Below are 20,514 nucleotides of genomic sequence, written 5' to 3'. Positions count from 1 at the left end.
TGTCAGTTAGTCCTGAATTTCAGAATTTTTATGTGGAGGAAGTAATGCACTGGATGGGAGAAGTCATCATGGCGAGCTGGGGTGTTCTTGTGGCATCGGCTCCGTATATGCTTCTGGGTTTTTTTGTGGCAGGTCTGCTCAAGGCCTTTTTGCCGGACAGTCTCGTGTCCCGTCACCTCGGAGGCCGTTCCTTTGGCAGTGTTTTTAAAGCTTCGGCACTGGGTGTGCCCATGCCGCTTTGCAGTTGCGGTGTACTGCCCACAGCCGCAGGGCTCCGTCAGCAGGGGGCGGGTAAGGGGCCTACGGCAGCCTTTCTCATCTCAACACCGGAGACCGGGGTGGACTCCATCGCCGTGACATGGGCACTGCTTGATCCTTTTATGGCAGTGATCCGGCCAGTATCCGCCTTCTTTACGGCCATGGTCACGGGCGGTATTGTGCAGGCTCTGGACCGGAGGCAGATCTTGTCAGAAAAGGCCGTGCAGGCCGGGCCGGTTCCCACAGATGCCCTTCCTGCAACCCGCCTTCAGACACTGCCCATGGCAGGACAGATGGCAGCTTCTGAGGTATCCTGCCACGAAAGCTGCTGCTGTCCAGCCCCAGGGGGTCCCTCCTTTTTTCAGCGTTTTCAGACAGGGATGGCCTTTGCCTTTGGGGATCTTTTCAAGGACATTGCCCTGTGGTTCATGGTGGGGGTGCTCATTGCAGGTGCTATTGCCGTTTTCATCACACCGGAGATGATCACCTTCTGGCTTGGAAATCCGCTTGTTGCCATGCTGGTCATGGTGGCCATCGCCGTTCCCCTTTACGTCTGTGCCACGGCATCGACACCCATTGCCGCGGCTCTGGTACTGAAGGGGCTGAATCCGGGGGCTGCTCTGGTTTTTCTTCTGGCAGGACCTGCGGTGAATGCGGCTTCCCTTACGGTAATTAGCCGGATTCTGGGAAAGGGTATGACGGCGGTCTATGTGTCAGGCATTATTGTATGCGCCCTTGCCATGGGCTTTGCCGCAGACGGGTTTTATGCCCTCATGGGCGGACTGGAAAGGTGGCAGACCGGTACTGCCGGTGAGGAAAGTTCTCTCATTTCCATCGTTTCTGCCCTTATTCTTCTGGGGCTTTTTGCATGGAAGGGGATTGAGAGCCTCTGGCACCGCTGGCACGGGAGTGGAGAATGTGCCTGCGGTCACTGCCATTGAGCAGGCCTTACGAACCTTTTAGAAAAGATACAGAATGAAACCGGAAAGTACAGGGGCGACAAGGTTGTCATTGGTTTTACTGCCTCCGGGCAGGGGGATGGGAATGAGTTCCAGCAGGGTGATGGCAAGGGCTGTCATGAGAGCGGCTCCTAAAGGCAGCCTGCCTCCCCAGAAGTCCAGAACATGGGGAAAAAAGGGAAAAATAAGAAGCATGAGGACCATGGCTGTTGCAAAACAGGCCATGGTGCCTTCCAGGGATTTACCGAGGATACGGGTTTTTCCCATGGAAATCCCCACCAGTGCAGCGGCGGCATCGCTCAGGATAAAAACAAAGAGGACAACAAAGGAAATGTCCGGTCTTTCCGCAAAAAAAAGAGAACAGAAAAAGGCGCCGCCAATGATGTAGGTGGAGCCTGTAATACTTCTGGATTCTCCGGCCCGCATAAGGGGACCGAAACATAAGGAAAAAAGCCTGTTGAGCTTCCGGTGTCTGAAACGAAGGGTTTCCACAAGGAGGCTGCCCCCGAAAAGGCTCCCCAGCACAAGGCTCACATGCAGGGCCGTGAGGGGAAAAAAACGGGGAAGATAAAAGATGCCAAGGGGCATGAGCAGGGCCATGAGGTGGAGAAGCTTGCGGTTGATTTCTTCACGTGTGAGGGGCATGGGGATTTTTCCTGGTAAACGGTTCCCTTAGGGTAAGGTATAAAAGAAAGACGGCTCCCTTAAGGCTTCCTTGAGGATCAGATACGGGTGGCTCTGATCATGATTTCCGTGACAAACTGTGCACTGTTCCGGGTGGTCCAGTAATCCGCCACATACCTTTCGTAGGATTCATCCCCCAGCAGATAACCGTGTCTTCGTGCCCAGTGACACATTTTTTCATAGGTTCCGCAGATGCTTTCATGGGGACCGATGTGATAGCATGCAACCATCATATACCCGCCGAAGGTCATTTTTTCATCTTTTTTGCACTCCATCAGGGTTCTTTGCAGAATTCTTATCTGCTGGCCCTTATCCTCCATCCGGTCTCTGAAGGATGAAAAATTCAGCATCACCGGGCCTGTTATTTCATTGTTTACCGCTTCCACATAGTTTGTAAACTCGATATTGATAATGGATGCCTCTATGTCATTGTCAAAGAACTGCTCCTGATAGAGACAGTCTGTGGCTTCCACATATTTTATGGATACCTCGTGAATGTTGTTGTCAAGAACCATTTCTGCTTCTATAATCAGATCGTACCAGTCTTTAACAGAAGCAAATTTTCTCCGGATCTCTTCCTGTTCCCTCTGCAGTTCATCAATTTTTGACCTGAATGATGTCTGTATGGCCTTATATACGTTGTAGTGATTGCCTTCAATGAATTCCCGCATCTCATCCAGCTTGAAACCCATCTGTTTGTAGTATTTGATGACAGGCACAGCCAGTAAGGATTCTTTGGTGTAATACCGGTAATTGTTGGTGTCGTCCCTTTCCGAGTTGATCAGACCGATTTTGTCATAATAACGGAGCGTTTTTTTGGAAACGTTACAGATGGTGCTGACTTCTCCTATGGAATACCTGCTCTTGTAGCTCATGGAATGACCTTTCATTCAGCATCCTGTTTTTTTTATGTCTTTTCATATTTAGCAGACAGAGGGGCATATGGGTAGATAAAATACCGTACGGGCCCTGCATGGCAGGGCATGAAAGTCCTTTGAAATGCCAGAACGCATGCATACTTAGGTTTCTGATATTGTGAAAAAAAACAGTGTTAAAAAAGTGTTGACCTTCCCCTTGGGGGCAAGGTTATGGTCTGTCATGAATCATATATAAATTGGGCCATCTGGTGGCCACAATGCAACATAATGATTTTTTAAATAATTGCAGTTTAAAAATGGAGGGAGACTACCTATGATGCAGGCGTCAGTTTCAGGAAACCCGGCTGCTGTGGCAGCCAAAAGAAAACTATCATCGGACTTTTTTAAAAAAGGCATAGTCATTGCCCTCCTGTCGGGCTTTCTTTACGGCCTTTATGCGGCATTCATGACCCTTGGCATGTCTGTGGGAATATGGGAACACTGGTACGGAGAGGACTCAGGACTCTCCGTTTTTGCTGTGTTCTATCTGCTGGCAGCCATTGGAGCGGCCACCACGGATACCTGCAGTGCTGCATGGGCCTTGAGCATTGCAGCCATCCGTGGCCGTATCGGAGATTTTGTCAGAACCATTAAAACCAAGCCCGGCCTTGTCATGGTATGCGGTGCGCTGATTGGTGGACCCCTTGCAAGTACAGCTTTTGTTGTCGGTCTTCAGCAGGCCGGGGGGATAGTCGTTCCCATCAGTGCACTCTGCCCCGCAGTGGGTGCCATTCTGGCAAGATTTCTTTTTAAACAGCAGCTAAATGCCCGCATGATGCTGGGTATAGCCATCTGTATAACCGCAAGCTTTATGATCGGTCTGACAGGCCTTGAGGAAGAAGCCCCTCCCGGCCTCATGATCGGGATCTTCTTTGGTTTCATTGCAGCGGTGTGCTGGGGTATTGAAGGCTGTGTATGTGGTTACGGAACCTCCCTCATTGATCCTGAGGTGGGTATCACCATCCGTCAGGTAACCGCAGGAATGTCCAACCTGATTATCCTTGTACCCCTTTTTGGTATGATCTCCGGTGCCGATACCTTCGGCATGCTCGGCCAGTCCTTCACCGACGGTTACGCCATGATCTGGTTTGCCCTTGCCGGTCTCAGCGCCTACCTCACCTTCATGTTCTGGTACAAGGGCAATGCCATGTGTGGTGCCGCTCTGGGTATGTCCTGCAACGGTACCTTCTCCTTCTGGGGTCCTTTCTGTGTCTGGATTCTTCTGGGAGTGATCATGGGCTTTGAAGGCTGGGGTATGCCGCCCATCGCCTGGCTTGCCGCCATCATCATGGTTGTCGGTATCTTTACCATTTCAATGAACCCGCTGGATCTGTTCAAAAAAAAGGAGCATGTATAATATGAAGCCATTGAATTATGCCATTTTGAAATATTTTACCACCGTCAAGGAAGCCTGTGCCAATGATGTCATGGATGCTCTGAAAGGTCAGTATGGCGACTTCAAGGCGTTTAATAAAAAAGCCGTGGTCTCTGCCATCATGACTGCGGAAGCCAACGCCCTTCTGGAAGAAACCCGCTTTGACATGGACGGAAACAATGAACTGCGGGTTTACTACCGTGCCCATGCAGAAGGTGCCTCAACCATCAATAAATATATTAAGGATTGATGGCTCCTCTGAAGGCGTTTGTTCATTTGATCTGATTCCTTAAGTATAAAAGACTTTTTTCACCCGCACCGGTCATTTTCATGCCAGCCCGTGAAGGTATCGGCCGGGTGAAGAAAGTCAGAAGCCTGTTGAATTATGATAAGGAGATTTGAAAATGCAGAAAAAAAGATCAGGCATGCTCTTGTCCATGCTCTCTTTTACCTTTGCTGCCCTTTTTCTCATGGCCGCCTGTGGTAAAATGTATTCTTCTCCGGCCTATGCGCCGGGAGAAGGGGTCCGCATTGTCAAGGGGCCTTCGCCCATAGAAGGTGATGTTTTGAATCATCCCGATGATATTACCATTTATAATGAGCATCTGGCTCTGACCATTGCCGTGGGCAGCCCAAACTTCTGGGGGATGACCAATGGCAGTATCTCCAACCTTGCCGTCATGGAAGGTCCCGGTCAGTTTGGTGTGAACATTGTCAATGATGTTGAGTTTCTTGTGAATTCATGGACAGCCAGTGGCGGTTCCCTGAAGGCGGATGCAAAAATTCTTCAGAATACACCGGAAAGGGCCGTGGTGCAGACCACCAGCACCTGGCTGGGGGATGGCAAGGCCAATGCCCTGGATGTGGTTACCACCTATACCCTTGAGAAAAACAGTCCTGTTGTGAAAATGCACACCCGCGTATCCAACCCCGGTCCGGATACCTATACGGATATGAAAAGCGGGTATTCCATGAGTGGTCTGGCGGCCTATATGTTCGGACCCTTTGGTTACCATACGCCGGATGTCCGTGCCCGGAACATCCATGTGGGTAAAAATGTGGATGAGCCTTTCGGTGATTTTGTGGTGAGCTATACAAAGGATTACGCCATCACCCTGCAGATGGATGATACGGAAATTTACCGTGGCACCACGGGATATAAAGACCTGCACCATAATTATGATCTGGCTCCCGGTCAGTTCAGGGAGTTTACGGGAGAGCTGCAGGTCATCCCACAGGGTCACACCACGCCTTTCATGGTTCGTATGATTGAAAAGAAGGGGCTGCCATCGGCAGAGGTTTCCGGTACTGTCAGATCCGATGACGGCAGACTGTACCCCAATCCCGTTCTGGTGGTGGAAAGGACAGGCCGTTTTAAGGGAAGCTTTGACGGCTCCCAGAATCTGCCCACGGATGAGCTGCACGAAGAAATGCAGACATTTATATGGCATGTAGGAGAGGCGGATGGCTCCTTCGCCTTTACCCTGCCTGAGGGCAATTATAACATTTACGCCATTGCAGCAGGTTACACGGCATCAAAGCCCATGGCCGTCACCGTGAAGGCGGGCAGGAATCTTTCTTTGCACTTTGTGGATGACTATACCATCGTGCAGGGTGGCGAAGTGATCATGCACGTGACGGACAGGGCCACAGGCAATCCCGTGGATGCAAGAATAGCCGTGGACGGTCCTGTACCTGCGGTAAAATATCTTGGTGCCCGCACCTATTTTACGGATCTTGAAAGCATTGGCCGGGTTACCATGCCCCTTGCCGTGGGTGATTTTACCTTTAAGGTGATGTCCGGCGCAGACTTTATCAGTCTGCCCGAAGAGGTGAAGGCAAGTGTAGGCTCAGGTGAAACCCTCCAGCGCTCCGCAGCCATTGAAACCCATATATATCCGAATCTTGAAAACTGGTACAGTGTGGACCTCCATCACCACACCGATATCGGAGACGGTAACACTTCCCCCGAAGATCTGGTAAAATCCCAGCTGGCTGCCCGTCTGGATCTTACCTTTGTCAGTGACCATGATTCCGTGGACAACCACCTTCCTGTCAAAAAGTTTTCCGATGCCAGAATGGTGGGGATGATTCCAAGCCTTGAAGTATCTCCCGGCTGGGGGCACCTCAATATTCTTCCCATGCCCCTTAATGGCAAGATCATAGAGCCCTCCCTGAATGTGGGGGAAATCATTGCACAGGCCCACGCAAAAAATGCCCTTGTAATCGTAGCTCACCCTTATACAGATTATGGCTATTTCAATAATCGTGAAATTGCCCCCGGCGGATATGATCCCAATTTTGATCTCATCGAGCTGCAGCCCACCATTGATCTTTCCCGGGCCAACAATCCCGATACCCGGACACTGGCAAAAACCATGGAACTGTGGACGGATCATCTGGCAGGGAAAAACAAGGCCTATTATCTGACGGGTGGTTCCGACACCCATGATGTGGCTTCTCCCACCCTTTATTCGGGTATGATCCGGACCTATGCGAAGGTGGATGGGGATCTGACACCGGCAAGCTTTATTGAAGCCGTTGCAAAGGGCAACTCCTATGCCTCCATGGGGCCGCTCTTTTTCCCCTCAAACATGGACTTCGGTGGAAAGCTTTCCGTTAAAGCCGGAAATTCTCTGAAACTGACTCTCGATGCCTTTGCTGTCAATGGTCTTCAGAGTATTGAGATCTATACGGCAGGCAGTGAAATCGGCAGTCCTGTGGAAACAAAAACCTTCAATGGCAGTGTGAAGCGGGAATCCCTTACCTTTACGGTAAAGCCCGCAGCAGCTACCTGGTATAACTTCATTGCAAGGGATATGAAGGGAAGAATTGCTGTTTCCAACCCTGTGTGGGTGGATGTTACTCCCTAGGCTCTTGTCAAATCAGATTTTTATGTATATTTTTCAAAATGATATAAAGCATTTTTCAGGGTAATCCCTGTTCATCGGTTCCGCCCCGAATCAAAGGGGCGGAACCTGCCACCCCAACCCCCCAAAGATTCCCCCGGGGGTATTTTTCCAGTTTTTTCTCCATTCAGATATTCTTCAAAAAACGCAAGCCCGTATCAGATTTTACTCTTTCATTTCAGAAATTTGTTTTCATGCTTTTATTCAGGTGCCTGTTTTTTTGCAGGTGGTTTTGCTTCAGAGAGCGCAAGGCTGTTTGTAGCTGCCGGATATGTCAGGAACAAATGGCATTTTTGACAACAGGCCTGACAGCTATGTCTTCTGGTCATGGAATCTGACGGTAAACTGTTCAGTCTTAAGAAAAAGGTCATTACATCTTTAAAAACAGGCTTTTATTTTTTCATGCCTGTTGTTTCATGGGAATGGAATTTTCTGCTGAACTTTGTTTAAAAAAAGGCTTGACTTTCCCCTATAGGGAAAGGGTTAGGGTTCATGTAAGGATTGTTTTTTAACAAATAACGGGTGCGGCAGTGGGGAAAGGAAAAAATTCTCATGCGGTATTACGGAGAAGAGGCCTTAGGGCTTATTGAAACATTGGGAATGGTTCCGGCTATCAACGGTGCGGACAGGATGCTGAAGGCTGCCAATGTTGAGCTGATAGCCTATGAAAACATTGGCTCCACCCTTGTGGCCATCATGGTGAAGGGGGATGTGGCCGCCGTGAGGGCGTCGGTGGATGCAGGAGCCGCAGCAGCAGCGGAAATCGGGAAGCTGACGGCCAGCAATGTCATGCCCCGACCCATCCGGGCTGTGGGGGACATTGTATCTGTCCATGACATCGATGCGGGTGCGGGCGGGGAAGAAGAGGTTCCTGCACCCAGACACAGGGCACTGGGCCTCATTGAAACCTTTGGCATCGTTTTTGTGCTGGAGGCGGCCGATGCCATGGTTAAAGCGGCCGATGTGGAGCTGATAGGCTATGAAAACGTAGCTTCCGGCTATATTTCCGTTCTGGTTCAGGGAGATGTGGCAGCATGCAAGTCTGCCGTGGAAGCCGGAGTCAAGGCCGTGGCTGACATGGGAACACAGGTGTACAGTTCGGTGGTGATTCCCACCCCCCACCCGGACCTTTCCAAGATTATATCCCGTTATGCCATTGAAAAACTGCTTCCCTGAACAGGTCGTGATGGCAGATGGGGCAGGGAAGAGGAACAAAGGAAAAAGAGGGGAGATGCATAAATGACCATAATTGATAATGATCTGCTCTCCATTCAAAAAGCCAGAATTCTTGCGGAAAATGCCCTTGAGGGGCAGAAAAGGTTAGCCACTTTTCCCCAGGAACAACTGGATGAGATTGTGGAATCCGTGGCCCGGGCCGTTGTACCCCATGTCCAGACCCTTGCTGCCATGTCCTGCGAAGAAACGGAATATGGCAGATGGGAGGACAAATGCCTAAAAAACAGCTTTGTCTGTGAAGATCTTCCCATGCGTATGCGGGGAATGCGCTGTGTTGGGATCATCGGCCATGACAGGGCCAGCGGTCTTGCCGAAATTGGTGTTCCCGTAGGTGTCATTGCTGCCCTCTGTCCTGCAACCAGCCCTGTTTCCACCACTATTTATAAGACCCTCATCGCCATTAAATCCGGTAATGCCATTGTTTTCTCCCCTCACCCAAGGGCCATCCGGTCCATGGGCAGGGTTCTTGATATCATGATGGATGCCGCCGCATCCGCAGGGCTTCCGGAAGGATGTCTCTCCTGGCTGGATACGGTGACCCACAGTGGAACCCTTGAGCTGATGGGACACAGGGCCACATCTCTCATCCTTAATACCGGTGTGTCCAGCCTTCTTTCCGCAGCCTATGCCGCCAGAAAGCCCGTTATTTATGGCGGTATGGGCAACGGACCGGCATTCATCGAGCGTACGGCGGATATTGAGCAGGCCGTCAGAGATATCATTGCCAGCAAAACCTTTGACAACGGCATTGTTTCTTCGGCTGAACAGTCCATTGTGGTGGACGGCTGCATAGACAGGGAGGTCCGGCAGGCACTGGTAAACAATGGTGCCTGGTTCATGACTGAAGAACAGTCCCGCCAGTTTACTTCCATGTTTTTCTGCCCCAACGGAAAGCCCAACCAGAGGATGATTGGCCTTGATGCCCAGACCCTTGCCCTAAGGGCAGGCTTTTCCGTGCCCGATCATGTGAAGGTGCTGGTGGCCGGGCGCAGCCATGTTTCAGAGACCGACCCCTATGCAGGGGAGCTGCTCTGTCCTGTGCTGGCCTACTATGTGGAAGATGACTGGATGCATGCCTGTGAAAAGTGCATTGAACTGCTTATTGATGAAGGTACCGGCCATACCCTTGTCATCCATTCAAGGGATGAAAATGTCATCTGTCAGTTTGCCTTAAAAAAACCCGTAGGCAGAGTTCTTGTCAATACTCCGGGCAGCTTTGGAGGCATGGGGTTTACCACCAGCCTCTTTCCTTCCATGACCCTTGGCAGCGGATCTGCCGGAGAGGGGATCACCTCGGATAACGTTTCCCCCATGAACCTGATTTATATCCGTAAGGTGGGGTATGGCGTGAGAAGGATGGATGCCATGGAAAACTACAGATCAAAAGTGAAATATCCTTCCACAGGGGAGCTACCCCGGAAGGAAGACGAGAGTTCAAAAAGCTTGCAGACACTGCACCGTATCTTGAAAGAGGCCATTCGGGTGATGGACCGTCCTTAAAAGATATCCGAGTGAAAGTTTATCCGTAAAAAGGGAGGTAACCGCTGTGGATTTACAAGAATTTTCAAATAAACTCGCAGAAGCGACAAAAGGCCTGAGTCCGGAAGAACGTGCCTCATTGAGAAAGCTTTTTGAGGGCGTTTCCGCAGAGATTGTCAAGGGAGCGCCCGGCGTGGAGGCCCCCGCCGCATCCTTCACAACAGGTATTCCCAACGGTCCCACAGAGCGTCATGTGAAGCTGAAGGAGAATTTTTTAAAGCAGGTTCCCAGCATTACCATTCACCGCGCCCGGGCCATTACAAAAATAGCCAAAGAAAATCCCGGAATGCCCAAGATTGTTTTGAGGGGCAAGTGCTTTAAGTACTGCTGTGAAACGGCCCCCCTTGTGATTCAGGACCATGAGCTGATTGTGGGCTCGCCCAACGGCGCACCCCGTGCGGGATCTTTTTCTCCGGATATTGCATGGCGCTGGGTGGAAGAAGAGATTGACACCATCGGCACACGGGCACAGGATCCCTTTTATATTTCTGAAGCAGATAAAAAGATCATGCGCGAAGAGCTCTTTCCCTTCTGGAAAGGCAAATCCGTGGATGAATACTGCGAAGGCCAGTACCGGGAAGCGGGTCTCTGGGAACTTTCGGCAGAATCCTATGTTTCTGACTGCTCCTACCATGCGGTGAACGGTGGCGGGGACTCCAATCCCGGCTATGACGTTATTCTGATGAAAAAGGGTATGCTGGATATCCAGAATGAGGCCAGAGCCCACCTTGAAAAGCTGGATTACGAAAACCCCGATGATATTGATAGGATTTATTTTTATAAATCCGTCATCGATACCACCGAAGGGGTTATGATTTATGCAAAAAGGCTATCTGCCTACGCTGCGGAACTGGCTGCAAAGGAAAATGATCCGAAACGCAAAGCAGAGCTTCTTAAAATCTCCGAGGTGAACGCCCGTGTTCCCGCCCATGCCCCCAGCACCTTCTGGGAAGCCATTCAGGCTGTCTGGACCATAGAATCCCTTCTTGTGGTGGAGGAAAACCAGACCGGCATGTCCATTGGCCGTGTGGATCAGTATATGTATCCCTTTTTCCGCGCGGACATTGATTCCGGCCGTATGACAGAATACGAGGCCTTTGATCTGGCCGGGTGCATGCTGGTGAAGATGTCTGAGATGATGTGGATTACCAGTGAAGCAGCTTCCAAATTTTTTGCGGGTTACCAGCCCTTTGTCAATATGTGCGTGGGCGGTGTTACCCGTGATGGCCGGGATGCCACCAATGATCTGACCTACCTGCTCATGGATGCGGTACGCCATGTACGGGTCTATCAGCCTTCCCTGTCCACCCGTGTACACAACAAATCTCCCCAGCAGTATCTGAAAAAGATTGTGGATGTCATCCGTTCCGGCATGGGCTTCCCCGCCGTGCACTTTGATGATGCCCACATCAAGATGATGCTGTCCAAGGGCGTTTCCTTTGAAGATGCAAGGGATTACTGCCTCATGGGCTGTGTGGAGCCCCAGAAGGCCGGCCGTCTCTATCAGTGGACTTCCACGGCCTACACCCAGTGGCCCATCTGCATTGAGCTGGTGCTGAACCGGGGTGTGCCCCTTTCCTATGGCAGGCAGGTCTGCCCGGATATGGGGGATCTTGCAGGCTTTGATACCTATGAGAAGTTTGAGGCGGCGGTCAAGGAGCAGATTAAATACATCACCAAGTGGTCCAGCGTGGCCACGGTGATTTCCCAGAGAGTGCACCGGGATCATGCGCCCAAGCCCCTCATGTCCATTATGTACGAAGGGTGCATGGAATCCGGCAAGGATGTTGCCGCAGGCGGTGCCATGTACAATTTCGGACCCGGAGTGGTCTGGAGCGGCCTTGCCACCTATGGGGATTCCATGGCGGCCATTAAAAAGCTGGTTTATGACGATAAAAAGTACACGCTGGCACAGATGAATGAAGCTTTGAAGGCCGATTTTGTGGGCTATGACCAGATTCTGGCGGATTGCCTCGCAGCGCCCAAGTTCGGCAATGACGATGATTATGCCGACCTCATTGTGGCCGACCTTGTGCATTTTACGGAAACGGAACACCGTAAGTTCAAGACCCTGTATTCCGTTCTGAGCCACGGCACCCTGTCCATTTCCAACAATACACCCTTTGGCCAGCTTCTCGGAGCCTCTGCCAATGGCCGCAGGGCATGGCAGCCCCTTTCCGATGGCATCAGCCCTTCCCAGGGGGCGGATTTCAAAGGACCTACCGCCATCATCAAGTCCGTTTCCAAGATGGCCAATGATCATATGAACATCGGTATGGTACATAACTTCAAGCTGATGTCCGGTCTTCTGGAAACACCCGAAGGCGAAAACGGCATCATTACCCTGCTGCGCACGGCATGTATGCTGGGTAACGGGGAGATGCAGTTCAATTATCTGGACAATGACGTACTTCGGGAAGCCCAGAAGCATCCGGAAAAATACAGGGATCTTGTGGTCCGGGTGGCGGGATACAGCGCCTTCTTTGTGGAGCTTTGCAAGGACGTGCAGGATGAGATCATCAGCAGAACCATGCTGAAGGAAATCTGATTGTATAAAATATTGTAAATATTCAGCAGCTTTTACCCTCTCCCTCTGGGCGGTGGCTGAGGTTCTCAAAGCCAGAGGGCCGGGGGGGAGGGAAGAAAGCCGTCAAAGGCAGTAATCGGTTTTTTCCAGTGATTTTAAAAATCTGTCAAAGTCAGCAGGGGCCTTAAGAAGTTACAAATGATTTAAGGGGCAGATTTCCTGATGACGACAGGAACCGTGAACAGCACAGGTGGGGCCATGATTGAAAGAAAAGCTCTGATTTTCAACATACAGAAATACAATATGTATGATGGTCCGGGTGTGAGAACGATCATTTTTTTCAAGGGCTGCCCCCTGCGCTGTAAATGGTGTTCCAATCCGGAAAGCCAGAGCCGGGGATACCAGCTCCTTTATAAAAAGGATGTCTGTGTTCACTGCGGTGCCTGTGTTCCCGTATGTCCTGTGGGTATTCACAGCATTTCGGCCCTGAAGCGCCATGAGCTGTCACGGGACATTGCATGCATCGGCTGCGGCCGGTGTGAGGAAGCCTGTACAGTGGCGGCCCTGTCTGTAGTGGGAGAGCAGAAAACCATCTCGGAGCTCATGGATATCATTGAAGAGGACAGGCCCTTTTATGAGGTTTCCGGCGGAGGTGTCACCCTTGGTGGAGGCGAGGCGCTGATGCAGCCGGAAGCTGCGGCCAACCTCCTTATGGTCTGCAGGCAGAGGGGAATCCATACGGCCATTGAAACCTGCGGATACGCAAAGTCTGAGAATCTGATGAAGGTGGCTGAATTTACGGATCTCTTTCTCTTTGACCTCAAGCATATGGATTCTGCCAGGCACTATGAGCTGACCGGAGTGCGCAATGAGACCATTCTCAGCAATCTGATCATGCTCCTTGAAAACAGGCACAATGTCATGATCCGGGTGCCGCTTCTGAAAAATGTCAACGACAGTGAGGCGGAAATCGATGCGCTGCTGGCCTTTCTTGAACCCTTTCGTGATTACAAAAATTTCAAGGGCATTGATCTTCTTCCCTACCATAAGCTGGGGGTTCACAAATACAGCCAGCTTGGCAGGGAATATCCCCTTCAGGGGAATCCGGATCTTTCGGATGAGGATCTGGACCGCATTGAAAAATGGATAAAGGAAAAGGACTTTCCGGTTTCAGTGATCCGGCACTGAGGGGGAAAATAAAGGGGGCCTTTGGGCAGCCTGCGGGGCATGGCAGCAGATCCCCGGCAAAAAGAAGGATGAGGATATGACAGCACTTGGATTCATTGAAACAAAGGGACTGACAGGAGCCATAGAGGCTGCCGACGCCATGCTGAAGGCTGCGGATGTAGAGCTTCTGGAAAAAAGCCTTGCGGGAGGGGGGCTTGTGACCATCAGTGTGGCCGGTGAGGTGGCTGCCGTGAAGGCATCCATTGATGCGGCGGTGGCAGCGGTGGCCCGCATTAAGGGTGCCATCCTTGTTTCCGACCATGTCATTGCCCGTCCGGATGCTGAGCTTGAACGCATTATCCTTACAAAGGTGGCCCTTTCCTCAGGAGAGTCTCCGGAGCAAAACAAAGGGCCGGATGTTCTGCCAGAAGAGCTTTCGGTTGAAGGGGGTGAGTCCACTGAAGCTGCGGATACAGGGGAAGTGGGGGAGGAAGCAGGGCCTGTTTCCGCAGCACCAGAAGCTGAAACCCTTTCCTTTACCGCCAGCCCTGCAAAGCAAAGGACTGTGCGCCATGATCCTTCCCAGATGAAAAAAATGAATGTGGGCAGACTGCGGCAGATTGCCGCAGGTTTGAAGGGTATTGCCATGAAACCGGAAGATATTCAGTCCGCCCGTAAAAAAGAGCTGATAGAAGCAATCGTAAATGCTTACGGCCAGGAAAAGGAGTAACGCCATGGTTGATAGAGATTTGTTATCCATACAGGAAGCCCGTGCCCTTGTGCGCTGTGCCAGAAAGGCGCAGGAACATTATGCGCTGCTGGGGCAGGAGCGGGTGGACGCCATTGTAAAAGCCATTGCCGAAGCGGCTGCAGGCCATGCGGAATCTCTGGCAGCACTGGCTGTGGAAGAGACAGGTTTTGGCCGGGTTCAGGACAAGAAAGCCAAGAACCTTCTTGCCAGTGAAAGACTTTTTGATGCCATCAAAGATATGAAGACCGTTGGTGTTCTCAATGATGACAGGGTCAGAAAGGTTGTTGAGATTGCCACACCCATGGGTGTGATTGCGGGGATTGTTCCTTCCACCAACCCCACATCCACCACCATTTATAAAGCCATAATTGCCCTTAAGTCCGGGAATGCCATTGTCTTTACACCCCATCCCAGTGCGAAAAAGTGCATCGGCAAAACCGTGGAGATTATCCGCAGTGTACTGAAGGGCTGCGATGTGTCCGAAGATCTTGTCAGTGTCATGAATGTTCCTTCCATGGAGGGCAGTGCCGAGCTGATGAAGATTGTGGATCTGATTCTTGCGACAGGCGGTCCCGGTATGGTGAAGGCTGCCTACAGTTCCGGAACCCCCGCCCTTGGTGTCGGTGCCGGTAACGTGCCTGCCTTTATCGAAAGAAGCGCCAATGTTGAAGAGGCTGTGGCAAAAATATTTGCCAGCAAAACCTTTGATAACGGTACGGTCTGTGCTTCGGAACAGGCCATTGTTACCGAGTCTGTGATAGCGGATCAGGTAAAGGCTGCACTCATTGCCCAGGGAGCCTATTTCCTTGAAGGAGAAAAACTGGAAAAGGTGAAAAGGGTCATGGAGAGGGCCGATGGCAGCATGAACCCGGATATCGTGGGCAGGGATGCTGGCTATATTGCAGGTATTGCAGGCATTGAGGTACCTTACGGCACACGGCTTCTGGTTTCCGATGAGAAGGGTATCGGTCCTAAATATCCATTCTCCAAGGAAAAACTTACGGCTCTTCTGGGTTTCTATGTGGTGAATGACTGGAAAGAAGCCTGCGAAGTCTGCCACGCCCTTCTCAAAAACGGTGGTATCGGCCACTCCCTGGCCATTCACTCCCGCAATGAGGATGTGATCCGGGAATTTGGAATAAAAAAACCCGTATCCCGTATGCTGGTGAACACGCCTTCCACCCAGGGTGCCGTGGGAATTTCCACCAGCCTTTTCCCCTCCTTTACTCTGGGGTGCGGCACCGTGGGCGGCAGCGCCACTTCCGATAATGTGACGCCGCTGAACCTGATGAATATCCGTCGGGTGGCCTATGATCTGGGGAATATGAACTGCTGTCCGGCATCATCCGCACAAGCGGTTTCTGCCCCATCCTCCATTGATATCAATGCCGTAACGGCACTGATTATAGAGCAGTTGAAGAAAATGGCCTGAAAACTTCCCGTGAAGGGAAAATCCCTCCCGCCAGAGAAATCTGTGGGGGGTGCCGGATGGTTTAAAACGCAATTTGTAATCACTTAAAGAGACATTTTAAAAAAAGAAAAAATAAAAAGGAGAAAGACATGTCCTCACAGAATGCATTGGGAATGATTGAGACCAAGGGCCTTGTTGGTGCAGTAGAAGCCGCTGATGCCATGGTAAAGGCTGCAAACGTAACCCTTATCGGACGCACCCAGGTGGGTGGCGGCCTTGTAACGGTCATGGTTCGTGGTGATGTGGGTGCGGTAAAGGCTGCAACGGATGCCGGTGCTGCCGCAGCTGATCGTGTGGGTGAGCTGGTAAGTGTACACGTGATCCCCCGTCCCCACAGTGAAGTTGAAATGATTCTTCCCAAAATTGAGGGGTAAAAAATCATGAAAGTCATCACGGAATCCTTTCTGAGAGAAAGTTTCAGAAAAGAGATCCCAGAGACTTTCAAGGTGGAGGCGGGTCAGATTCTGACCCCCTCCGCTGCCCAGCTCCTTTCCGAAAAAGGAGTGAAGATCGTCAGGGATGGGGCTGAAGTGCCGGGAGAAATCCCGGAACCCCCTGAATCACCTGTATCTGCACCGGTTCCGAAATATGTGCTGGCAGGAGGTGGCGGCATGTTTGACACCAAGCCTGAACATATGACCCGGCTTTATGGCAACCGTCTGGTGCCCAAAGATCACCCGAGAATTTTTTTCCGGGGAAGGCTGGACAGTCTCCAGTCCATGATTCTTCTGGCCCAGAGCCGGATTCACGAAAAGGGGTTAAAAAAGCTGGTGCAGGATCTGGGGGAAGTGCTGGATCTGGCAAGGGCCATCATGCGGGCGGAAGTGCTGGATGAGGTGCTTTGCGAACGGCCCCTTATGGGGCTGAGGGAAGGGGAACTGCGGGAGCAGTCCCATCATCCTGAAAAGTATTTTGGCACGGAACATCTTCTTGTCAGTTTTGATATGGGCTGGGTACTGCTGACCCTCAATGAGCTGAGGAGCAGCATACGTGAAGTGGAAGTGCTGGCGGTAAAGGCCTTCCGAAATGAATATGAGCTTGAAAAACCGGAGATTATTCAGGCGCTGAATCGAATGAGCAGTGCGGTGTATATTATGATGCTCAAGGAAAAATCCGGAAAATACAGATAATATGGAGTGGGGCATGAACGAGAAGGCCATGAACACAATCCTGGAAGAAATCATCCGAAAAGTGCTGGAAGAGCTGGGCGGTCAGGCATCGGCGATGCCTGCAGCATCTGCTGCATCTGACTCCCCGGATACAGGAGACGGCATTCCTGTGGAGCTTTCGGCCCGCCATGCCCATCTGAGCGAAAAGGATGCCATCACCCTGTTTGGTGCTCCCCTTACGAGGGTCAGGGATCTTTCCCAGCCGGGACAGTTTCTCTGCAAGGAGCGGGTGCGCCTCATTGGTCCCAGGGGCGTGATTGACAATGTGGCGGTTCTCGGACCTTCAAGGGACAGCTCACAGGTGGAAGTTTCCATCACGGATGCCCGCACCCTTGGGGTTGAAACCCCTGTGCGTCAGTCCGGTGATGTGGCCGGAACGCCCGGCATTATTCTGGCTTCCCAGAACGGGGTTGTGGGGCTGGAAGAAGGGCTTATTGTGGCAGGCCGTCATATCCATATGGCTCCGGCGGATGCCGCACGTTTCGGTGTTTCCGATAAAGACCGGGTATGTGTGCGGCTGAACAGCCAGCGTCCTGTTATTTTTGAGGATGTTCTTGTCCGTGTGAATGAGAATTTCAGCCTTGCCATGCACATTGATCTGGATGAGGGCAATGGCTGTGGCTGGACGAAGGGTGTCACCGCAAAAATTGTCAGAGGAAAAGGGGAGTGATCGTGGACTTTACGGCCATAGATCAGAAAATCAACGCCCTTGAGAACTGCATATCCACAACGGTTTCCGTTACAGCGGATGAACCTCTCCTTGTGGGGGTGGATCTGGGTACGGCCTATATTGTTGTGGTGGTGCTCAATGGGAGCATGGAACCCGTTGCCTGTGCCATGGAGTTTGCTCAGGTCATTAAAGACGGCCTTGTGGTGGACTATATCGGAGCCACTCAGATTGTCCGGAGGCTTGTGGGACAGCTGGAAGAAAGGCTGGGCCGTTCCCTTGAGAAGGCGGCCATTGCCGTACCTCCGGGAACCGGAGAAAAGGACTGCAAAACCCATGGCTATGTTGTGGAAGGCGCAGGTCTGGAAGTGGTGACGGTGCTGGATGAACCCACGGCGGCCAATGCCGTTCTCGGTGTCCGTAATGGGGTGATTGTGGATATCGGCGGTGGTACCACAGGTCTTTCGGTCATTGAGGACGGGCAGGTGGTGTATGTGGCCGATGAGGCCACGGGCGGGACCCATCTTTCTCTGGTGCTGGCGGGTAATTACAGGATTTCCTTTGAAGAGGCCGAGGCGCTGAAAAAAAACAGGGAGCGTCAGGGAGAAATTCTTTCCGTGGTGCGTCCGGTGATCCAGAAAATGGCTTCCATTGTGAAAAGACATATCGAAGGAAGGGATATTTCCGCCATCTACCTTGTGGGCGGAACCTGCTGTCTCAAAGATATGGAAAAGGTGATGGAAAAGGAAACGGGCAGACCCGTATACAAACCGGCCAACCCCTTTCTGGTCACGCCCATGGGCATTGCCATGAACTGCGGCGTTTAAGGAGATTTCCATGGATGTCAATGAGCTGGTACGGACCATTGCAAAGGAGGTTCTCAGGCAGCTTCAGCAGAAGACGGAAAAGCCCTGCGTTCTGGTACTGGCACCAAGGGAATCTTCCCTTGCTGAAAATCTGAAGAATATCCTTGAAGGGGATACGGATCTTGTTTTTTCAGGGGAAGATTATCAAGGCAGAGAACCTGTTCGCTGCATCCTGCCCTTTCTTTCCTGTGCATCTATGGCGGATCTGGCGGCGGGCCGGGCTTCTTCCGGGACTGAAGCCGGGGTGCTGCGACTGCTGCTGCAGGGGCAGGAGATTGAGGTTCTGGATTTTGAGTACAGGGCCTATGGGCAAAGTGCTCCTGCACCCCTCTATGATCTTTATCAGGCCTATGAAAAGACACTGGCCTCCTACGGACTCAGGGAATTTGTCCGGAAACAGCCGGATACCGTCAATTTTAAAAAAAGGCTTATTACGGAAAAGGATGTGATTCAGGCAAAGGATCAGGGGGCAGGGACAATCCGGATTCCCATGGATGCCAAGGTAACACCCCTTGCCGGGCAGTCTGCCATTGATCTGGATATAAAGATTCTGAAACGCTAACGAGGCGGTGGTCGGATGATAATAGGCGAAGTGATCGGCAATGTGTGGGCCACACGCAAAGAGGATACCTTAAACGGTCTGAAACTGATGGTGGTCCGGAGGGTGGATGCGGGAGTTCCGGGGCCTCAGGAGAGTTTTGTGGCCGTGGACTGTGTGGGGGCTGGCATTGGTGAGCGGGTGCTGGTGGTAACGGGCAGTTCCGCAAGAAAGGCCCTGCACAATCAGGAGTCTCCCGTGGATGCCACCATTGTGGGCATTATTGATGAAGTGGAAGTCCGTTAGGAGGTTTCGGTGGATACACTGGGCATCGTGGAAGCAAAAAGCATTGCCGCAGGCGTTGAGCTGGCAGACACCATGATGAAGGCCGCGGATGTGGAGCTGATCCGTGCAGGCACCATCTGTTCAGGCCGGTACACCATCTATGTGGCGGGCGAGCGCGATGCCGTGGCAACCTCCGTAAAACGGGCCGAAGGTTCGGGCCGGGCTCTGGTGGGGAGTTTTATCCTTTCCAATGTATCTGATCAGGTTCTTGCTGTGCTGAAGAGAAGCGGTATGGCAGAAAAAGGTTCTGCCCTTGCTGTCATTGAGTGCCGGAATGTGTCTTCCGGCGTGGCTGCTGCGGACATCTCCGTTAAACGATCTGCTGTCCGGCTGGTACGTCTGGTCACAGGGCAGGGGATTAACGGAAAATCCTATTTTGTGCTGAGCGGAGATCTGGCTTCCGTGGAGGAAGCCACAGAGGCTGCAAAGTCCGCACTGGAAAAAAACCTTGTCGAGGCCGTTGTCATCCCCAATCCGGACGCCTCGGTGCTGAAGGCGCTGACCAGCGTAATGAGGTAAAAAAATGGGAAAAACACTGGTAGGATTAAAAAATCTTGAAGAACACATCTGTAAGGATTCCTGCAAAATCTATATGGATGGCAGCATCATACTGACCCCCGGTGCAAAGGATGAACTGAGAAGCCGTGGGATTGCCATCGTTTATGGGCCAAAGCCCGAAGCTGCGGCATCCTGCCCTCCGGGGTGCACCTGTGAGGCCTGCTGTGCAAAGGCTAAAGGGGGATGTCCTGCGGGATGCACCTGCCCGGCCTGCATGGAAGCAGCCCTCAGATCCGGTGCTGCGGGTCTTGAGACTCTTATTCTGGGTATCGCAGGAATGGTGAAAACCCAGTATGGGATCAGTGATCCTGCCCAGCTTATGGCCATCAGCAGTCAGGTTGTGAAAACTATCAGGGACAATCTTCAGGACTGAAAAACTTTTTATCCTGAATGTGAAAACAAAGGTAATTATTCAGCACAATTTATTTCGAACTGCCAATGCTGTCATTGCAGCAACTTCGTACTGTTGCAAGGCTCCGTGGCTATTTGCAAGTGACATTGCAATCGTTTCGGATCAGAGCTTTGCAGGCCTGTGCGAAAGAAGCGGCAAACTGTCTGAGCCGCCACAAAGGCAGCGT

General features: G+C 51.7%; 20 protein-coding genes. 18 read left to right on the top strand and 2 right to left on the bottom strand.

What is annotated here, in order from left to right; genetic code table 11:
* Window positions 1–44: 44 nt before the first annotated feature.
* Window positions 45–1,199: an SO_0444 family Cu/Zn efflux transporter gene (locus tag LZ24_RS07105; protein ID WP_144684005.1), complete on the top strand. Its 1,155-nt coding sequence runs from the start codon at window positions 45–47 to the stop codon at window positions 1,197–1,199.
* 18 nt (window positions 1,200–1,217) lie between these two features.
* On the opposite strand, the gene LZ24_RS07100 is transcribed toward LZ24_RS07105, so the two are convergent.
* Both LZ24_RS07100 and LZ24_RS07095 read right to left on the bottom strand, forming a co-directional pair.
* Window positions 1,218–1,862, bottom strand: a complete 645-nt coding sequence (locus LZ24_RS07100) for a diacylglycerol/polyprenol kinase family protein (protein ID WP_144684003.1) — start codon at window positions 1,860–1,862, stop codon at window positions 1,218–1,220.
* Window positions 1,863–1,939: 77 nt separating this feature from the next.
* Entirely contained in the window at window positions 1,940–2,791 is an 852-nt protein-coding gene (locus LZ24_RS07095; protein ID WP_246118543.1) for a MerR family transcriptional regulator, read from the bottom strand.
* A gap of 301 nt (window positions 2,792–3,092) precedes the next feature.
* On the opposite strand from LZ24_RS07095, the gene LZ24_RS07090 reads away from it, so the two are divergent.
* The 17 genes from LZ24_RS07090 to LZ24_RS07010 all read left to right on the top strand — a co-directional run bounded on the left by LZ24_RS07090 (window position 3,093) and on the right by LZ24_RS07010 (window position 20,309).
* Complete coding sequence (locus LZ24_RS07090) at window positions 3,093–4,175, top strand: hypothetical protein (RefSeq protein ID WP_144684001.1); 1,083 nt, start codon at window positions 3,093–3,095, stop codon at window positions 4,173–4,175.
* Between the two features lies 1 nt (window position 4,176).
* Window positions 4,177–4,443, top strand: coding sequence for a hypothetical protein (locus LZ24_RS07085; RefSeq protein WP_144683999.1), 267 nt, complete (start codon window positions 4,177–4,179; stop codon window positions 4,441–4,443).
* Between the two features lie 154 nt (window positions 4,444–4,597).
* A complete protein-coding gene (locus tag LZ24_RS07080) occupies window positions 4,598–7,066 on the top strand; it encodes a CehA/McbA family metallohydrolase (protein ID WP_144683998.1) in 2,469 nt (822 codons plus the stop codon).
* Window positions 7,067–7,654: 588 nt separating this feature from the next.
* A complete protein-coding gene (locus tag LZ24_RS18150; RefSeq protein WP_144683996.1) occupies window positions 7,655–8,278 on the top strand; it encodes a BMC domain-containing protein in 624 nt (207 codons plus the stop codon).
* A gap of 63 nt (window positions 8,279–8,341) precedes the next feature.
* A complete protein-coding gene (locus tag LZ24_RS07070) occupies window positions 8,342–9,838 on the top strand; it encodes an aldehyde dehydrogenase family protein (protein WP_144683994.1) in 1,497 nt (498 codons plus the stop codon).
* A 46-nt stretch (window positions 9,839–9,884) separates the two neighbouring features.
* Window positions 9,885–12,425, top strand: coding sequence for a choline trimethylamine-lyase (gene cutC, locus LZ24_RS07065; RefSeq protein WP_144683992.1), 2,541 nt, complete (start codon window positions 9,885–9,887; stop codon window positions 12,423–12,425).
* Between the two features lie 201 nt (window positions 12,426–12,626).
* On the top strand, window positions 12,627–13,592 hold the full coding sequence (cutD, locus tag LZ24_RS07060; RefSeq protein WP_246118542.1) for a choline TMA-lyase-activating enzyme: 966 nt from the start codon (window positions 12,627–12,629) through the stop codon (window positions 13,590–13,592).
* Between the two features lie 76 nt (window positions 13,593–13,668).
* Window positions 13,669–14,301, top strand: a complete 633-nt coding sequence (locus LZ24_RS18145) for a BMC domain-containing protein (protein WP_144683988.1) — start codon at window positions 13,669–13,671, stop codon at window positions 14,299–14,301.
* 4 nt (window positions 14,302–14,305) lie between these two features.
* Window positions 14,306–15,754 (top strand): acetaldehyde dehydrogenase (acetylating), encoded by a 1,449-nt coding sequence (locus LZ24_RS07050; protein WP_144683986.1) that lies wholly within the window; start codon window positions 14,306–14,308, stop codon window positions 15,752–15,754.
* A 128-nt stretch (window positions 15,755–15,882) separates the two neighbouring features.
* Window positions 15,883–16,167, top strand: a complete 285-nt coding sequence (gene eutM / locus LZ24_RS07045) for an ethanolamine utilization microcompartment protein EutM (RefSeq protein ID WP_139449226.1) — start codon at window positions 15,883–15,885, stop codon at window positions 16,165–16,167.
* Window positions 16,168–16,173: 6 nt separating this feature from the next.
* A complete protein-coding gene (locus tag LZ24_RS07040; RefSeq protein ID WP_144683984.1) occupies window positions 16,174–16,923 on the top strand; it encodes a hypothetical protein in 750 nt (249 codons plus the stop codon).
* A 13-nt stretch (window positions 16,924–16,936) separates the two neighbouring features.
* The gene (locus LZ24_RS07035; RefSeq protein WP_144683982.1) at window positions 16,937–17,632 is read left to right on the top strand and encodes a phosphate propanoyltransferase; all 696 of its coding nucleotides are present in this window, start codon (window positions 16,937–16,939) and stop codon (window positions 17,630–17,632) included.
* Window positions 17,629–18,456 (top strand): ethanolamine utilization protein EutJ, encoded by an 828-nt coding sequence (gene eutJ, locus LZ24_RS07030; RefSeq protein WP_222427567.1) that lies wholly within the window; start codon window positions 17,629–17,631, stop codon window positions 18,454–18,456. Before LZ24_RS07035 ends, eutJ begins: the two co-directional genes overlap by 4 nt.
* A 10-nt stretch (window positions 18,457–18,466) precedes the next feature.
* A complete protein-coding gene (locus tag LZ24_RS07025; RefSeq protein ID WP_144683980.1) occupies window positions 18,467–19,057 on the top strand; it encodes a hypothetical protein in 591 nt (196 codons plus the stop codon).
* A 15-nt stretch (window positions 19,058–19,072) separates the two neighbouring features.
* A complete protein-coding gene (locus tag LZ24_RS07020; RefSeq protein WP_144683978.1) occupies window positions 19,073–19,339 on the top strand; it encodes a EutN/CcmL family microcompartment protein in 267 nt (88 codons plus the stop codon).
* A gap of 9 nt (window positions 19,340–19,348) precedes the next feature.
* Window positions 19,349–19,897, top strand: a complete 549-nt coding sequence (locus tag LZ24_RS07015) for a BMC domain-containing protein (protein WP_144683977.1) — start codon at window positions 19,349–19,351, stop codon at window positions 19,895–19,897.
* Window positions 19,898–19,901: 4 nt separating this feature from the next.
* The gene (locus LZ24_RS07010; protein WP_144683975.1) at window positions 19,902–20,309 is read left to right on the top strand and encodes a hypothetical protein; all 408 of its coding nucleotides are present in this window, start codon (window positions 19,902–19,904) and stop codon (window positions 20,307–20,309) included.
* The last annotated feature ends 205 nt before the right edge of the window (window positions 20,310–20,514 follow it).

The sequence above is a fragment of the Desulfobotulus alkaliphilus genome, assembly GCF_007830435.1.
Lineage (GTDB): Bacteria > Desulfobacterota > Desulfobacteria > Desulfobacterales > ASO4-4 > Desulfobotulus > Desulfobotulus alkaliphilus.
This window is presented reverse-complemented; position numbering and strand designations above follow the sequence as displayed.

Coding starts and splice junctions, on each gene's coding strand:
- LZ24_RS07105 (WP_144684005.1), top strand. CDS start 45: ATGCACTGGATGGGAGAAGTCATCATGGCGAGCTGGGGTGTTCTTGTG.
- LZ24_RS07100 (WP_144684003.1), bottom strand. CDS start 1,862: ATGCCCCTCACACGTGAAGAAATCAACCGCAAGCTTCTCCACCTCATG.
- LZ24_RS07095 (WP_246118543.1), bottom strand. CDS start 2,791: ATGAAAGGTCATTCCATGAGCTACAAGAGCAGGTATTCCATAGGAGAA.
- LZ24_RS07090 (WP_144684001.1), top strand. CDS start 3,093: ATGATGCAGGCGTCAGTTTCAGGAAACCCGGCTGCTGTGGCAGCCAAA.
- LZ24_RS07085 (WP_144683999.1), top strand. CDS start 4,177: ATGAAGCCATTGAATTATGCCATTTTGAAATATTTTACCACCGTCAAG.
- LZ24_RS07080 (WP_144683998.1), top strand. CDS start 4,598: ATGCAGAAAAAAAGATCAGGCATGCTCTTGTCCATGCTCTCTTTTACC.
- LZ24_RS18150 (WP_144683996.1), top strand. CDS start 7,655: ATGCGGTATTACGGAGAAGAGGCCTTAGGGCTTATTGAAACATTGGGA.
- LZ24_RS07070 (WP_144683994.1), top strand. CDS start 8,342: ATGACCATAATTGATAATGATCTGCTCTCCATTCAAAAAGCCAGAATT.
- cutD (WP_246118542.1), top strand. CDS start 12,627: ATGACGACAGGAACCGTGAACAGCACAGGTGGGGCCATGATTGAAAGA.
- LZ24_RS18145 (WP_144683988.1), top strand. CDS start 13,669: ATGACAGCACTTGGATTCATTGAAACAAAGGGACTGACAGGAGCCATA.
- LZ24_RS07050 (WP_144683986.1), top strand. CDS start 14,306: ATGGTTGATAGAGATTTGTTATCCATACAGGAAGCCCGTGCCCTTGTG.
- eutM (WP_139449226.1), top strand. CDS start 15,883: ATGTCCTCACAGAATGCATTGGGAATGATTGAGACCAAGGGCCTTGTT.
- LZ24_RS07040 (WP_144683984.1), top strand. CDS start 16,174: ATGAAAGTCATCACGGAATCCTTTCTGAGAGAAAGTTTCAGAAAAGAG.
- LZ24_RS07035 (WP_144683982.1), top strand. CDS start 16,937: ATGAACGAGAAGGCCATGAACACAATCCTGGAAGAAATCATCCGAAAA.
- LZ24_RS07025 (WP_144683980.1), top strand. CDS start 18,467: ATGGATGTCAATGAGCTGGTACGGACCATTGCAAAGGAGGTTCTCAGG.
- LZ24_RS07020 (WP_144683978.1), top strand. CDS start 19,073: ATGATAATAGGCGAAGTGATCGGCAATGTGTGGGCCACACGCAAAGAG.
- LZ24_RS07010 (WP_144683975.1), top strand. CDS start 19,902: ATGGGAAAAACACTGGTAGGATTAAAAAATCTTGAAGAACACATCTGT.